This window comes from Leptolyngbya sp. 7M, assembly GCF_018128485.1.
The window spans coordinates 708356-724911 of the sequence record NZ_CP070897.1 but is presented as its reverse complement, the minus strand read 5'-3'; the positions used below and the strand labels follow the sequence as shown (position 1 = coordinate 724911).

The window sequence follows — 16556 nt, the reverse complement described above, 5'->3', positions numbered from 1 at the left end:
TGGAACTCGCATCGATATTCAGGAAGCCCGTTTTACGGTTGGTGACGGACGACTGACCGCACGCGGCTTTTATGAACGCGGATCTACCGAATTCAACCTTAGTTTGGATGGTGAAAAGATACCCACAAAGCTTTTAGCCGCTTTACTGCCGCCGAGTTCGTATTTGCCATCGGTAGAAGGTGCGGTAAAGATTGAAGCCAATGTAGCCGGGAAATACGATGACCCAAATTCCTACGACGTTTCGTTTAGCGGTGCCGCCACCGAGCTTGTAATAAATGAAAATTCCTTTGGCGAGGTGCAATTCAGCGGAAGGACCATCGATCGTTTACTAAGAGCTGAAGCGACCGCGACATTTGAAGGCCGTCCGCAGCGTGTTACAGCAACATTGAACTTTGCTGACCAAAACTTGCCATTTCAACTTGAACACGATCTCGATAATAGCCCGTTGCGTCCGTTTCTTGCTCTGATCCCGCAACTTCGCGGCATTTCCATCGGCGGCACAGCAACTGGCCGAGTTCAGTTTGGCGGAGATCTTTCACGCACTCTTCCTGATGGTCAGCGAGAGTTAACTGCGTCAGGGCTTTCCGGGACAATTAGCCTTAGTCAACTATCGCTGCAGATCCAGGACACGCCTTTGAGCGCTACTGAACCTGTTATGGTTCGGTTCACGCCGTATGAGGTCGTTTTTGAGAATGCGAAGCTCGCGGGCGGCGGGACAAACCTTAGGATATCGGGTACTAAAGCATTCAACGATAACGGGATCAATGATCTTGCTCTAGATGGAAGGGTTAATCTAGCTCTCTTGAATGTTTTGCCACCGATCGCCAGCACGGACACCTTCTTCGGTGGGTTTGCTGACTTGGCTGTCAGGCTTCAGGGCCCGAACCGTACCGCAAGACTATCAGGAACCGCGACCACCGAGAATGCCTCTATCGCTGCATTTATAGGGTCAGAACGCCTCTCATTCGATAGGGTAAAGTCTCGAATACTTTTCGCCTCGGATCAGGCACAGATAGCATCCGCAGAAGGATATCTTGGCGGCGGAAAGTTTGTCGCTAATGGAGGCGTGCTTTTTGGTAATGATCTGCAAATAAATTCGTATCGAGTCGGCATCAATGGGACGAATGTCACGGTGCCGCTTCCCGACAAGTTCATTACTACCGGCGACGCCCGGCTCGAGATCACGGGGAATAGGATCGGAACCTCGCTGACAACACTTATCTCGGGATCCATCCTTGCGCGACGAAGTCTATACACGAGCGATATAGACCTTGCCAGCATAGTCGGTGGTCGCCGAGAAGGTGCATTGACCGGCGGCGGTTCCGTGCTGCCGACCCGCTTTAATCTGTCGATCGAAGGGCGCGATGCGTTAGTCGTTCGCAACAATATCGCTGACCTCACCGCCTCAGTTTCGCTAAGGCTCACAGGCACGTCGTCAAATCCGATCCTTTCTGGAAGGATCGTTGCTAATGAAGGGACCGTTTTCTTCCGAAAAGACCGCTACCAAGTTCAGCGAGGAGTACTCGAATTCCCGCCGAATACACAGCTTGAACCGATCTTGAGCCTCATTGCTGAAGCAGACATCGCTGGCTATCAGATATTCGTGAATATTTCCGGGCCGCTTACAGACACGGAGCTTTTGAATGTTACCGTTCGCTCTAGCCCCGCTCTGCCACAAGCCGACGTTGTGTCTTTGATAACAACAGGCAGTTTATCAAACACCGAGCGCGGTATATCAACGATCGCCTCGACAGGTATAAATACCGCAGCAGAGGTTATTACAGATTCGATAATCAACAATCCCGCACGCCGCGCGACCGACCGTCTTTTCGGACTTAATGTTTTTGAGATCGATCCGATAATATCTGGCGATCGGGTAAATCCGACCGCACGGTTGACGGTCGGCCGCCAGATCAATAACAATCTGCGGGTCACATATGCGACAAATCTTTCACAGGACCAGAACCAAGTTCTGGCTCTGGAGTATCGGGTTTCTAATCGGCTATCAGTGGTCGCACAGTACGAGCAGCGCTCTTTGAGTAACGTTACGCGAAATCGCGACAATTTTAGTTTTGAGGTTCGATTCAGGCGTCGATTCTGATCGACAACTTTGGCCGTTCGAAGGCTTGATCATAGTGGCAGAATATTTGGAGGAGAGAAATAGCATAATTCCGGCGGCACCCCCCCGACCAAAAATAAACAGGCCAAGAGCTCTCTTTCGCTCGAGTTGGTCCGTGCGGGTGGTCGTTTTGTTCTTGCTCCTCGCCATAACATCAGAACTAAGCGCACAGACAGCGGATCTGGAAGGACGCGAGATAGTTTCGCTGACATTGGCCTACGACACAGACGGGTCTGAACCACCGGAATCGATCCGAACAAAACTCCGGGAAACATTGGGGCAATTTTATTCTTCGGTTCGGATAAGGTCGGCGATACAGGAGCTTCATGATACCGGCAGGATTGCGAAGGTCGAGGTGTTTGCCGAACCGCGTGGAGATGCTACTGTAAGTATTCGTTTTGTACTTCGTCCGATCGGGCAGGTGCGTCGCGTATCTATTCGATTTCAGCCGACCACATTTACAGAGATAACGGAACAGGAGCTGTTGCTGCGTACAACACTTGTACAACCCGGCGCTACCGTGTCGGACGCCACACTTAGGAACAGTGCCGATTCGATCGTTGAATATCTTCGAGATCGAGGATATTTTCGTGCAGAGGCCTTGATCACCAGAGAGAAAGTCGATCCGACACTAGATGAGAATGTAACGTTCCTTGTAACTCCCGGAACCCAAGCCAAGGTCGAAGCTTTCGGTATCGACATTTCGGGAGCCGATACAAAGGCGATCCTAGAAAGGTTAAGATCGAAGCCCGGTGCGGATTTCACTCGTGAACAGCTCAGCGCAGACATCGAGCGTGTCCGAACAGCTTTGGCAGATCAGGGCTTTCTTGCACCACGATTGAACGAGCCGCGTATAGTTTACGACAGCGAATCGAATGCGATCACGATCTCCCTGACCGGCGAGGCCGGAGCGTCGATCGACGTAGAAGTCGTCTCAGAGCAAAGTCGCCCGGGCAGATCGACCCAACGTCGCCTCCTTCCGATCAAGCGGGATGGCACGCTTGAATATGCGGCGATCATTGAAGGTGAGCGCCGTCTTGAGAATTTCTACCAAGAACAGGGTTATTTTTTCGCGGATGTTACTGTTGTATGCTCCGTCGATCCTCCCATTCAGGATTTTGATGGCACTCCACTGGCAAATGGCACACCGTTCATCTGCTCATCTCTGGGGTCTGAATCTCTGACCGGCCGAAAGGTTAGCGTAGAGTATCAGGTTGACCTTAACCGACGGCTGAAGCTGGTCGATATTCGCCTTCAGGGTACGGATCTTTTTACCATTGAAGAGATCTCAAGCGTCCTTGAATCGCAAAGGGCGAACATCCTTGGCATCATCCCATTGTTCGGCTATGGACGCGGTTATACGAGCAATCGGATACTTGAGGAGGATGCCGCTACCATCCGTTCGCTGCTCCGTGAACTCGGCTACCGCGATGCGACAGTACGGACAAACCTCGGTACATCGATCGATGGTGAAAGTCTGATCGTGTCCTTCATTGTAGAAGAAGGGCTTCCGACAAAGATCGATTCGGTCCAGATCTCGGGCAATTCGGCCTTTAGTGACGAAGAACTTTTAGCTGTACTGCCAGACCTGGTTGACAAGAATTTCTCTATCGCAAAGATCCGCAACGGACAGCGTAAGCTTTCGGAGTTTTATTCGTCCAGAGGTTATTTCGACGCATCGGTTACCTTTTCTATCGACGAGATCGAACCCGATGCTGCAACCTCGGAGCCACAATTTCGCATCGTTTACAACATTCAGAATGAAGGCAAGCCGATTTTTGCTGACCGAATTCTAGTAACCGGTAATGTACGAACAAAGGATTCAGCGATTCTGAAAGCCTTGACGATAAAGCCAGGTGAACTCCTGAAGGCTACCGACGTTTATACGAGCGAACAGAACCTATATTCAAGTGATGCATTTGAACGCGTTTCAATATTGCCAACTTCAAGGCAGGAAAGGTCGGATGGAAATGTAAATGCGGATGTAATAGTTGACGTATCGGAACAAAAACCAAGACTTATTCAGTTTGGATTCGGTTATTCGACCGACCTTGGCCTCAGCGGATCAGTTGATGTCCGCCATTTCAATTTACTTGGAAATCTTTGGCAAGGCGGAGCTCGTATACGATGGAGTGAGCGGCAGCAGATCGCTCAGATCGATTTTATCAATCCGCGATTCATCAGAGATGGCCAGAAAAGATATGCTCCGCTTACATTTACGGCCCAGTATCAGCGGGATGCAACGATCACACGCTTTTTTCGATCGGCCTTTGATCGCGGAACATTCGGCATTGTACAGAGAGTTGATGAAGATGGGAATCCGATAGACGAATTCGGAGTGAATACCGGCCGGCCTACGCTTAATCGCCTGACGCTTTCTGCTGAGACCAACCGAACCATAAGCACACGCGACCGCAGCATACTGTTCGTCAGATACCGATTCGAAGATGTGCGTCTTTATAACATCGAAAGCCTTTTGATCAAGGATCTGCTGAGGCCCGATTCGAAGGTTCGCATCTCGGGATTCGGCGCGACGTTCGTTCGTGATACCCGAAAAAACTGCTCGATCCGATATACAATCCTAGACATAATTGCACGCGGCGAGGCAGAAGAACCCTGCCGTTACAACGCCAGCGATCCCACGGACGGAGACTATTTTACCGCTGAATACAACGTTTCGCTTCCCGCTTTAGGAGCAAACGTGGGCTTTAACAAGTTCCAGGCATCATATCGTTTTTATCGGCGTTTTCCGTCTTTCCCCGCATTAAGGGATGCGGTGTTCGCGGCAAATGCCTTCATTGGTGTTGCCAGCGTTTTCTCACGCTCCTCCGGTTTCCCGCCGGATGAGTTTCCCGGACTTGAACGGATCTTGCCGATCAGTGAGCGCTTTTTTGCCGGCGGCTCAAACACACTACGCGGATTCGAATTTGAATCGGCGGGGCCGCGTGTGGTTATCGTACCGCAGGGCCAATTTCGCGATAGGAATGGCGAACCTGTATTTCTCTCGCCGTTCACGGTGCCGTTTGGAGGGAACGCCATCGCTGTCGTGAATCTTGAAGCTCGTGTGCCGCTAACCCGTTCGATACGGGCAGTACCCTTCTATGATGGCGGCAACGTCTTTCGCACGCCTGGTGATATGTTCAAAACGTCGAGCGTCCCCGAGAGCGATGTTTTTCGACGGAATATTCGAGCCATATGGTCACACACCATCGGATTTGGTCTTCGTGTAAAAACGCCGGTTGGGGGCGAATTGGGTGTAGATTACGGTTATCTGCTGAATCCGCCGAGATTCCTTATACCACAGCCGGATTCAAGTAATGCTATTTTTCAGCCGCGTCGCGGCCATATCCATTTTCGGTTTTCACAAGCATTCTGATCTAGCATCAAGAAGATCCAGACCTAGTTCATTGATTCTAGGTCGAGCACCTGATACTCACCAGTATTTATATTTGTTTTCTGGTGTTTCAAGAATCTAGGGGTGTTAGGTCTTATTGATTGGACATGACGGTCAGTATCAGCGGCCCTTTCTTGTCTATGGATCGCTTTTGTAATGTACATTGCACGATCCGCAATCTCGATCAGCTGCTCGAATGTTTCACCTTGTGTTGGAAAAGTTGCTGCACCGATGCTTACTCCGATCTTAGCTGTCTTGCCGCCGCCTACTGAGAGCTGAAAGTCCGCGACGGCCCTTTCGATGCGTCTCGAAAGTTCAAGAATGTCCAGCGAGCTTGCTCCGGGAAGTAACGCAACGAATTCGTCCCCGCCGTAGCGAGCGAGGAAGTCGTATTCCCGAAGCTGACCGCTGATCACATTTGCGATCTCTCTAAGCACGATGTCACCAAGTTTGTGACCGAATGTATCGTTGATCGATTTAAAGCCATCCAGATCGAGTACGAGCATGGTGAAACCTGCATCAGCTCGGTCTGCACGTTTGACCTCTTTCTCAAATTGATTCTGCAGGCCGCGCGAATTAGGTAGTCCTGTTAACGGCTCCGTATGGGCATTGGCTTCGGCCAGTTCAAGCTGCTGGCATCGTACGATCGATTCTGCTGCGATCCTCGATATAGTCTCCAATAGCCGGATATGTTCGTCGGAATAGCATGAGAGCGTTTGAGAATATATGGAGATTGCACCAACCAGACCTTCGTCCGAAACCAAAGGCACAGATGCCATTGCAATAAAATTCTGTGCCACTTGTGAGTTAAAAAACGCAAAGTCAAGAGCCGGATCTACGTTCTGGACGGTCTGACCGGTCTTTAGTACGTAACCTGTGGCGCCTTCTCCCGGAGAGATCCTGTTCCCGAACAGTTCTTCGTTCAGGATGCCAGATACATGTCGTACGACCGCCGTTTCTCCGTCTTGCTCCATAAGATAGACGGCACAAGTATCATATGGAGCCAACTCCCCAAACTCTTTTGAGAGCAACTGGAGAGCCTCATCAAGGTCCGAAGCACCGCCAAACTCTTTTGCAAGCGAATAAAGCGTGAATACTTCGCGATTCGCTCGTTTTATCTGTTGAACAAAGTTACGGCTCGCCTCCAGGTGTGTGGGCGCGACGGAGAAAGAGCCAGAATCATTGCTATTTTCATAATCCAGGCCCATCGCAGAGACCTCAGCCTCAAATCGTTGCGCGTTGGAAAGCATAGTGTTCACAACATCGGGATCCAATTTCTTTCCGGATTCGCTTTTTAATAGTTCTATAACCTCATGGATCGGCATGCCCTTTCGGAATGGACGGGCTCCCCGAAGCGTATCGTAAACATCCGCAACCATAAGGATGCGTGCCGTCAGCGGAATATTATCACCGGCAAGTCCGTATGGGTATCCTGATCCGTCCCAGTGTTCATGGTGGAATTTCACCGTCTCGGCAACCGGATACGGGAATTTAATGCTTTCAAGGATCGAGGCCCCAACTATGGCGTGTATCTTTGTCTTTTCGAACTCAGCAGGTGTCAATCTGCCGGGCTTATTCAGAATGTGGTCAGGTACTGCAAGTTTCCCGATATCGTGTAGGAGAGCTCCCATCATAAGAGCATTAAGATCGGATTCGTCTAGACCGAAGGCCCGGCCGAGCCCGACCGCATAAAGCTGCGTTCGTCGAACGTGTCCCATTCCGACCTGATCTCTCGCGTCAATTGCTGTAGCAAGTGCTTCAACGGTTGCAAGATGCAACCGACTTGCGTCTGATAATTCCCGGGTCTTTAGCTCAAGTGCACGCGTGTGCATCTTGTAGGCAATGTGAGCGAACAAGACCATCGGCACCAGGAGAAATCCAAGCTCGAGGCCGAAATGTTGAGTAAGGCCTATGATAAAGATCGCACCGGCCAGGTGAACCAACACTGAGGCGAAGAATGCCGTCCAGCGTTCTGAATGGGGTTTCTTTTTAGGTGAGCTGATAATTCTAGACTCGGATCTGGCGAACAATTCATTTGATGCAAAGTACACGAATGCTGCCAGAGTGATAGAACTCAAGAGATCTAGCGTCATCGGCCACGATCTATCCGTCTGCAAGTATCCATATAAGGCTATGGCCCAATTTGACAGAACGAAGACCAATGCTCCGAGTGTCGCGGATATGATGGGCTGAGAGATATTGGCAAGATAGTCCTTGATGCTCGTTCGGGGCAAAGCTTTGTGAAATGCTGACGCAGCGGCGGTAAGGATACCGCCCGCGGAGCCCAACCAAACCAATGCGATCAGAACGGCAATGTGGGCCGGCTCCAGGTAAACCGCAGTTTTGGGGATCTTGAAACGATAGCCGCTGGCGATCGAAGCGACGATTGCCGAGAATAGCAGAGTAATATACGCGGTGAGAGCAAAGTCAAGGGCAAGTGTGATCCCGAGCAATACACACAAAAGCGAGGTTGCGCTGAGAAGTGTCCCAGCCAAGCCGGTTTTGCTTTTTAGCGGACTTTCCCGTACTTCCATGATTTTCTAGTCCGAACGGTGGGAGAACTAGCTACTTCATCTATAGGCCATCAAAACAAACCGGATCTTTTCAGACCCATACACATTACTGATAGTCGGATCAGCCGAAGCGGCGATCAACCAATGCACGAATACAAAATGTATGCCAATTTATTACGATGATTTATGGCGATAAATCGAGAAAGAAGAATAGAAATAAACGAAAGTTATTCAAAATGAACGTTCAGTTTGACAAAACGATTCAAATTGAACGTTCTCCGGGGCGGACTAATGAACGGAGGCAGACATTACCCGTGGCTGGGTGCGGGCGTGTTTTTTGCAGGCTTCCGATATGAGACGATCGATCTCTTCGCTTAGCATCGCCTCATCAGCGGCATTGGCATTCGTGATCTCCGAAATGATCAGGAATTTTGACTTGTCCATCAACGTTTGTTCTCTAAAGGAAAGCTTCTTCTCAAGACTGAGAAAACTTAGTTTTTTCAAGACATCGGCTGCTTCAAAAACATCTCCGGAGCGGAGTTGTTCAGCGAACTGTTTCGATCGCGTCTTCCAATCGCACGAAATCTTTTCAAAATCAGCAGATAGATGGCTGATGAGTTTTTTGCACTGAATTGAGCTGATGATCGGTCGGATACCTACGGTCTCTGCATTATCAGTGGGAACCAGGATGGTAGAATTGTCACTTAGAACCCTTAGCGAATAAAAACTGATCGAATCGGCTCCGATCTTTTTATTTTCGATATCCTCAACCATGCAAATGCCCTGGCTTGGATAAGCGACCTTTTGTCCGATAGCGAGATGCATAGATACCTGAATGCCCCCATTTCGGATGAGACGGCAAAACAGCCGCACTCACATTATTGATGTTCTCAATATTTTATTATGATAACACATTCTGCAGGCGGTTGAAGATTTTTTTATGGTCAAGAAGCTGAGGGTTGATCCGGCAGTTCAATACTAAAGGTCGTTCCGGATCCAAGCTCAGAGGTGACAGATATCTCTCCTCCGTGGAGAATTGCAAGATGTTTGACTATTGCCAGACCTAATCCGGTGCCTCCGATATCGCGTGTCCTCCCGCGATCGACCCGATAAAAACGTTCAAATATCCTTCCAAGCTGATCAGGAAGGATACCTTCCCCGGTATCGGCGACTGATATGGTTGTGCTCCGAGAATGGCGAGTGAACGAAACACGGACGGCCCCGCCAACTACATTGAACTTTATCGCATTATCGATCAGGTTTGTTAGCATTTGCTCCAGACGCGTCGGGTCTGCAAAAACGCGTTCATCAGAAGGTATCTCGTTGGCCAACTCGATCGCTCGCTCGTCAGCCTTAGCGGATAGATTGGTGAATATTTCGTCAACGATGTGCGAAGCTCGAACCTGCCCCTTTTCTATCGAAACGTTTCCGGATTCGATCATTGAAAGCTCCGAAATGTCGGAAATAAGACAGTGCATCCGCTCGGCATTTCGACGGATTACACTCAGAAAGCGGCGATTATTTTGACTGTCGTCGATCGCTCCATCTTCAAGCGTTTCAACAAAAGCCATTATCGAGGTAAGAGGTGTGCGAAGCTCATGAGAGATATTGGAAAGGAATTCCTGCCTCACCCGCTCCAAGCGTTCGACCTGCGTTCGGTCATAAAAAAAGCCGACGGCCAATCTTTCGTTCTCATTCAAGAAGGGAGCAACGTGGACCTCGTATGTCCGCTTCTCGAAATAAGCTATCTCGAGGCGTAGATCGGTTGGCCCTGAACCTAGAACTGCCCTTTGGAAAGCATCGTGAAGCGAAACATCGCGGACCGTCTCGCTCAGCCGACGGCCTACGAGCGAACCGTTATTACGCGCAAAAGCAGTATGGGCAGCTTTATTGGCAATGACAACGCGCAAGGCGCTATCCGTAACGATAACGGCATCATGCGTTGCCTCCAATAGATTTGTAAGAATACTGCCGGCTCGGTCGGCCAAGTTGATGGGGCGATGGTTTATAGAATTCTTCTCTGGGGTCATTTAGTTCCAATGAACCGATAGCCTACGCCGACGACCGTTTCTATACAATTGCCGCACTCTCCCATCTTCTGACGCAGGCGGCGGATATGTACATCAAGTGTGCGCGTGTCGCCAAAATAGCTGTATCCCCAAACGTTGTCCAGAAGTTGCTGCCGTGTGGCAACCCGTCCCGTGTTCTTGATCAAATGGGTAAGTAAGGCGAACTCTTTCCGAGTAAGCTTGACGTCCTCACCATCGCACATTACCCGCATATCATCAAAATCTACAGATAGATGCGGATCCTCGTAACGCGGAGCACCTTCTTTCTCGGCGCGGCGGAGCACGGCCCGGACACGTGCAACGACCTCTTTTACCGAGAACGGTTTGACAATGTAATCGTCGGCACCTGAATCGAGCCCTGCGATCTTGTCAGATTCGCCGGCTCGCGCAGTTAGCATTATTATGGGTATTGTTTCAGTAAGCGGTTCGCGTCGAAGCCGGCGGCAGAGTTCCATTCCGCTCATTCCGGGGAGCATAAGGTCTAAGATGATCAAGGACGGCGCAGACCGTTCGTCCAAAGCGATGCGAAGTCCTTTTTCTCCGGATTCAGCTATCGTCGAACGATAGCCTTCGCGCTTGAAGTTATAGTGCAGGCTTTCCGCGATGTCGGCGTCATCTTCGATTATTAAAATACTTTGGAGCATAGTTCGGATGCTATCTGACTTTTTAATGAACGAACTCAATATGCTCGCAAGTTTATTTCCCGAGACTTACTCCGATATTAACAAAGTGTTACAAATGTGTTAATTATTTTGCTGATGTGCGGTGCATATTCATCAACTCTTTCGGTCTGATAATTTCAAGCAAGCGCCCTTCAACGGTATTAATTTCTGCCCAATCATTTATATCCAGCTCAATCACTGCAAGGGCTGCTGTTGGCATACGCTCTTGTGCTCCTGTAAGAAGGGCGATCGTTCCTTCTAGTCCCGGATTATGTCCGACTAACAAAAGCGAGTCCACAGCCGAAGTCACTTCCGACACGACGTTTCGGATAGTGAATGGGTTTGCCTCGTAGATCTTGTCGCTGTATTGTAGATCAGCATTGAAGCCGCCCGATTCTTTTACTAACTTCGCGGTTTGAGCTGCGCGGTTAGCAGGCGAAGAGATGATAAGATCTGGTGCGAACCTACGCGCGGCCATTTGTTCTCCCATAAAAGGGGCCGTGTTTAGACCTCTCTCATTCAGCGGGCGGTCAAAATCAGAAAGGGCTGCGTCCTCCCAACTAGATTTTGCGTGACGCAATAGAAAGAGCTGCTTCAATTCATTCCTCCTAGTGTAAATCTCTGGGTCGATCTCAACCATTCAGCAAGAGAATTCTACCGCCGATATCCACTACAAGACAATCTGCTAGAATTGGATGCGTCACACGGTTCGGGGCTTATACAATACTACAATATAAAGTTTGGATGGATCCGGTAAGTACAGCGTCTTTGGTGAATATAGTTGGGTTTGGCGTAGGAATCGCGCTTTACTCAATGCTTGGCGTAATGGTGATCCGCCATGCTGCGATCGGACGTTCGGCGGAATCTGGGCGGCTGCTGTTTGCAACGGCTATTCTCGGCTTTGCGTGGAACGCGGGTGAATTCCTGCTGACGATTCAAAAAGATATCGGACATGAGCCAGGAAATATGTTAGTGGTCGCGGCCTCTTACTCTGCACTCGGATTCTTACCGTCGGTGGTTGTTCATTCCGCGATCGGACGCCAAGGAAAAGCTCGTTGGATCGCCGCGATCGCCTATATTCTCAGCTGCTGCGCAGCATCGTTTCATTTTGCAGTGTTGTTGAGTTCCGGGCAGACCCCTTCGCCATTCGGGCTTCAGTTGCTCACGGTCGGATCGGTGCTGCTTGCGATACTTCTGCTCGCATTCGGTCGAGAACGAGTTGCCAAACAAAAATCGCAATGGCTTGCGGCACTGCTTATTTTTGCTGTTTCAGCACTACATCTTAGCCGTCCGGGCGACGAGGGTTTCTGGCCGGTCGAGCTTGTTGCTCATCAATCATCGTTGCCGCTTGCCATCGTTATCTTGCTCCAGAACTATCGGTTTGCCTTTGCAGATCTTTTCTTGAAGCGCGCATTTTCGCTTTTGCTTTTATCTATGCTTGCTTTGGGGCTTTATACGTTCGTTGGATCACCATTGATCGGTCTCCATGCCGGACACGAAAGCTCAGATCCGCAGGCGGTCGGCGTTATTCTTTCGCTTTGGATAGCTACGGCTCTTGCGTTTCCCTGGCTCAATAGATTCTCTGTTTGGCTGGTGGATCGAATGATACTCTCACGGCCTGATTACGAAGTTGTGCATAGCAAGATCGCAATGGAGATCGATCGTGCGGAATCTATTTTGGATGTGATGAATGTACTAAGTGAAACGCTGGGAAAAACATTTACTGCCGGGAAACACTGTTGGCAGGAAACAAGTGATGCGGGCGGCGATCCGGAATCCGTAGATGTGAACATTGAACGCGACAGTGCAGATGTGATGATACGCACGACAGAGTTCCCACGCTTCAAAGTAACACTTGGTGATTTTGAAGGTGGCAGAAGACTTCTTTCCGATGAGGTCAGGCTTATCGAATCAGCATCGATACTGGCGGCCAGGCGGATCGATGAACTTCGCGTAATTCATGAGCGATGTGAGCAGGAACTCCGCGAAGAGGAATTTGCAAAGCTTGCCACAGAGGCTCAGCTTTCGGCATTAAGAGCACAGATAAACCCTCATTTTCTTTTTAACGCCTTGACCACGATCGGCTATCTAATCCGGTCATCGCCAGAGAAGGCTATCGAAACGCTCCTGCATTTAACAAAACTTCTTCGCGCAGTGCTGCGTTCCGGAACCCAATTTACATCGCTTGACGATGAACTTCAGCTTGTCTCTAACTATCTAGACATCGAACGTGCCCGGTTCGACGAAAGACTGAATGTTGAGGTCCAGGTGGCAGATGAACTTCGCAGGATGCACATCCCCTCGTTTATCCTTCAGCCCCTGGTCGAGAATGCGGTCAAGCACGCGATTGCAAACAATTCTGCGGGTGGAACGGTTAGGGGACGGTCGCCTCATTTGGCGGGGCCGGTGCATTTCAGATCGATGCGCCAGGCATTGTCGGGGGACGAATGACGGTGCTTGAAACCGGCAATGTCGGCATCGGGACGAACTCGCCGCTGACACGCCTTCACGTCGCTGGCACTATAACTACATCTCTAAGTGGCGGCGGCGGCGGTTCGGTTTGTCATACTAATATAGGTGGCGTCGGAACGCTCTCAGTTTGCGGGTCGAGCATCCGCTACAAAACCAATGTCAATGCGTTCAGTTCAGGTCTGGATTTGATCGATCGCCTACGTCCAGTTACGTTCAATTGGAAAGCGGACAGTAAAGCGGACCTGGGTCTCGTCGCGGAAGAAGTCGCCGCGGTGGAGCCGCTTCTTGTCACGCATAACGGACAAGGCGAAGTGGAAGGCGTCAAATACGACCGGATCGGCGTAGTGCTGATCAACGCGTTGAAAGAGCAGCAGGCGCAGATCGAGCGGCAGGGGAAATTGATCGAGGAACAGCAGCGGCGGCTTGCGGCGCTAATGAAACTCGTTTGCTCGGTGAAGCCGGATGAACAAATATGCAAAGAGAAATGAAAAGGGAAACGGCCGGCAACCCGATCGCCTCCTCTTGGTCAACTGGCTGGAGCAGGTGACTGATGTCCGCCTGGCGTAGTGAAATCGCCGAAGGTCTCTAGTCTTTAGTCTTTAGATGACGTGGGAATTCTCCTTAGACCAGTGGTTATCTATCTCACCCGATTGAGAGGGGCGGTGATGCCGAATAGGCGGCCACTAACGATATGTTGCCAATGAAGTTCAAACATCTCCTGATCGGCATTTCGGCCTTGCCGGTTGTCGTGAACATTTTCGTGATGACCATGCGAGCCGATACGTTCGAGTTTCTTTCATTCAAGCCGTCGCCATCGCTATAGGCGACGACGTTCAAAGCGAGATACTTCATCGTGGACGGAAGGCACTTTGACGAATAGGTTAGCCGCCGCAGACCGGCGTGAAAAAAATCATGAAACGCATAACAACATTACAACTACTGGTTTTGCTCTGCGTTACGCCTTTGGCTTCGCAATCATTTGAAATAACGCAATACTTGCTCGCCTCGGGCGGCGGGTCGAGCACGGGCGGGCAGTTCTCGGTTACCGGGTCGATCGGGCAGCCTATAGCGGGGCGAAGCTCGGCAGAGCCGCCCTACCAGGCGCGCGGCGGTTTCTGGCAGTTCGATCTCACTCCGACCTCCGCCCCAGTCTCCATCTCCGGGCGCGTGCTGACTGATCGCGGACTTGCGATCTCGCTTGCGTCCGTGACGGTCACTGACATGCAAGGCTCCGTCCGCCAGGCAATATCCAATTCATTCGGCTACTTTCGCTTCGAGGGGCTCCGCGCGGGGGAGCACTACGTGCTTGCCGCCTCGCACCGGCAGTACCATTTCAACCCCGTCATGATCACCGCCATGGAGGACGTCACGGACGCGAGGCTCGTGGCAAGCGGCCATGACGTGCAATTGAACATTCCAGAGAACCCAACCCCTTAGAAACTATCGGGCCACAAGGAGAACAGAATAATTATGCTTACAGACATTCTATATCAACAAAAACCAGTCAGAACGTTCGCGATCGGTCTAGTCATGTCGGTGTTCGTAATTTCCGCCTTGTTCGCACGGCGGCCGCAGCAAACGGCTTTTGCCGCGGTCCTTACGCAAGAGAAAATTGCGTTCCATTCGCAGCGTGACGGCAACCGCGAAATTTACATAATGAATTCAGATGGCACGTGCCAGACGCGGTTGACCAACGATCCGAGCGAAGACATGGAACCCTGGATCAGCAGCGACGGCACGAAGATCGTCTTTCAGTCGGACCGGGATGGTAATTTCGATATTTATGTAATGAATATCGATGGAAGCGGTCAGATCAATCTGACTAACAACGATGAATTTAATATTCAGCCCTCGTTCAATCATGACGGGAGCAAAGTCGTATTCTCCTCGAACAATAATATTTTTGTGATGAATGCTGATGGCTCGAACCAGACAAGCCTCACCGGCACTTTTTCGGGCAGTCATTTTGATCCGTCATTTAGCGCGGATGGGAGCAAGATAGTCTTCCGATCTAACCGCGACGGAAACGAGGAGATCTACATGATGAACGCCGACGGCTCAAATCAGACCAGACTTACATTCACGCCAAACGTGCTGGAGGAACAGCCCTTCTACAGCCCGGATGGCACAAAGATCGTTTATAACACAGAACAGAACGCAACTAGCGAGATCTGGGTAATGAACGCTGACGGCACCGACCCGGTCCAGTTGACCAATAACACGTTTCTCGAACGGCACCCATCATTCAGCCCAGATGGCACGCGCATCGCATTTACTTCGGCCCGCGATGGACAAAATGAGATCTATGTGATGAACTCCGACGGGTCAGATCCGATACGTCTGACCAACGCTCCTGGAAGCGATTTCGGGGCGACCTGGGGCTTCGCGAACTTGACCTGTCCTCCCAATCCCACCCCGACTCCGACCCCGACCCCCACTCCTACACCAACTCCGACTCCGACTCCTACTCCAACGCCCACCCCGACACCGGGCGGAGCCGTACCGATAGTATTCTCAAGCTGGGATGGGGGAAATTATCGGATATTCAAAATGAACTCGGATGGTACTGGATTAACACGCCTTACAAATGGAAATCAACCCGACTTCCAGCCGGCGCTGTCTCCTGACAAGACCAAAATCGCATTTTCCAGAGGAATTCTCTCTGACATTTACGTTATGACGATCAATGGAGTGCTCCTTGCTCGACTTACGAATGATCGAGCGGTCAATTCAGCTCCAACCTGGTCGCCGGACGGCACGCGTATAGCGTTTCATACGTTTCGCTACGCAGGGCTAACCAGTCTTAACAACTCCGAGATCGCCATTATGAATGCAAATGGCTCCGGTGTAACAAGGCTTACGTTCAGCCCCGGACAAGATTCTAACCCGGCATGGTCTCCTGATGGCTCAAGAATCGCGTTTGATTCTAATCGCTTTGGGAATTTCGAGATCATGGTGATGAATGCAGACGGAAGCGGAACGGTTCGGGTTACGAACAACTCTGTTATTGACTGGGGCCCGACCTGGTCCCCTGACGGAGGCAATCTCGCCTTTGCAAGCACGTTGGGCGGCAGCTTCGCTTCGCAGGAGATATGGTCTGTGAATATCAATGGCAGTGGACTAACGCGGCTGACATCAAATTCCGCACACGATGTCGAACCTTCATGGGGTGCGAATGGGAAGATCATTTTCGTGTCGAATCGCGTCGGCGGAAATCTCACTGTCCATATGATGAACGCCGACGGAACTGAAGTAACACAACTAATCAACCGAGTCGGCCTTAATCCGCACTGGTAACAGCGAATGAGATCACGCTAGAAACTGAGG

Annotated in this window: 12 protein-coding genes; 6 read left to right on the top strand and 6 right to left on the bottom strand. The window is 50.6% G+C overall.

Features of this window, described 5'->3' with window-relative positions; genetic code table 11:
- Positions 1-103: 103 nt before the first annotated feature.
- Positions 104-2101, top strand: coding sequence for a translocation/assembly module TamB domain-containing protein (locus JVX88_RS03440; RefSeq protein ID WP_211625776.1), 1998 nt, complete (start codon positions 104-106; stop codon positions 2099-2101).
- Between the two features lie 133 nt (positions 2102-2234).
- On the top strand, positions 2235-5495 hold the full coding sequence (locus tag JVX88_RS03435; RefSeq protein ID WP_211625774.1) for an outer membrane protein assembly factor: 3261 nt from the start codon (positions 2235-2237) through the stop codon (positions 5493-5495).
- 23 nt (positions 5496-5518) lie between these two features.
- Here the strand turns inward: JVX88_RS03435 and JVX88_RS03430 are convergent, their stop codons facing one another.
- From JVX88_RS03430 to JVX88_RS03410, 5 genes are all read right to left on the bottom strand, one after another.
- A complete protein-coding gene (locus JVX88_RS03430; RefSeq protein WP_211625772.1) occupies positions 5519-8047 on the bottom strand; it encodes a diguanylate cyclase in 2529 nt (842 codons plus the stop codon).
- A 267-nt stretch (positions 8048-8314) separates the two neighbouring features.
- Positions 8315-8851, bottom strand: coding sequence for a CarD family transcriptional regulator (locus tag JVX88_RS03425; protein WP_211625770.1), 537 nt, complete (start codon positions 8849-8851; stop codon positions 8315-8317).
- Positions 8852-8970: 119 nt separating this feature from the next.
- Complete coding sequence (locus tag JVX88_RS03420) at positions 8971-10056, bottom strand: sensor histidine kinase (RefSeq protein WP_211625768.1); 1086 nt, start codon at positions 10054-10056, stop codon at positions 8971-8973.
- The gene (locus tag JVX88_RS03415) at positions 10053-10739 is read right to left on the bottom strand and encodes a response regulator transcription factor (RefSeq protein WP_211625766.1); all 687 of its coding nucleotides are present in this window, start codon (positions 10737-10739) and stop codon (positions 10053-10055) included. The genes JVX88_RS03420 and JVX88_RS03415 overlap by 4 nt, the downstream gene beginning before the upstream one ends.
- Before the next feature lie 103 nt (positions 10740-10842).
- Entirely contained in the window at positions 10843-11355 is a 513-nt protein-coding gene (locus JVX88_RS03410) for a SixA phosphatase family protein (RefSeq protein WP_211625764.1), read from the bottom strand.
- 146 nt (positions 11356-11501) lie between these two features.
- On the opposite strand from JVX88_RS03410, the gene JVX88_RS03405 reads away from it, so the two are divergent.
- Both JVX88_RS03405 and JVX88_RS03400 read left to right on the top strand, forming a co-directional pair.
- Positions 11502-13208: a sensor histidine kinase gene (locus JVX88_RS03405; protein ID WP_211625762.1), complete on the top strand. Its 1707-nt coding sequence runs from the start codon at positions 11502-11504 to the stop codon at positions 13206-13208.
- Positions 13205-13717: a tail fiber domain-containing protein gene (locus tag JVX88_RS03400; protein ID WP_211625760.1), complete on the top strand. Its 513-nt coding sequence runs from the start codon at positions 13205-13207 to the stop codon at positions 13715-13717. Before JVX88_RS03405 ends, JVX88_RS03400 begins: the two co-directional genes overlap by 4 nt.
- A gap of 154 nt (positions 13718-13871) precedes the next feature.
- On the opposite strand, the gene JVX88_RS03395 is transcribed toward JVX88_RS03400, so the two are convergent.
- A complete protein-coding gene (locus JVX88_RS03395) occupies positions 13872-14081 on the bottom strand; it encodes a hypothetical protein (protein WP_211625758.1) in 210 nt (69 codons plus the stop codon).
- Positions 14082-14141: 60 nt separating this feature from the next.
- On the opposite strand from JVX88_RS03395, the gene JVX88_RS03390 reads away from it, so the two are divergent.
- Positions 14142-14666, top strand: coding sequence for a carboxypeptidase-like regulatory domain-containing protein (locus JVX88_RS03390; RefSeq protein WP_211625756.1), 525 nt, complete (start codon positions 14142-14144; stop codon positions 14664-14666).
- 33 nt (positions 14667-14699) lie between these two features.
- Entirely contained in the window at positions 14700-16526 is a 1827-nt protein-coding gene (locus JVX88_RS03385; RefSeq protein WP_211625754.1) for a DUF5050 domain-containing protein, read from the top strand.
- Positions 16527-16556: the final 30 nt, after the last annotated feature.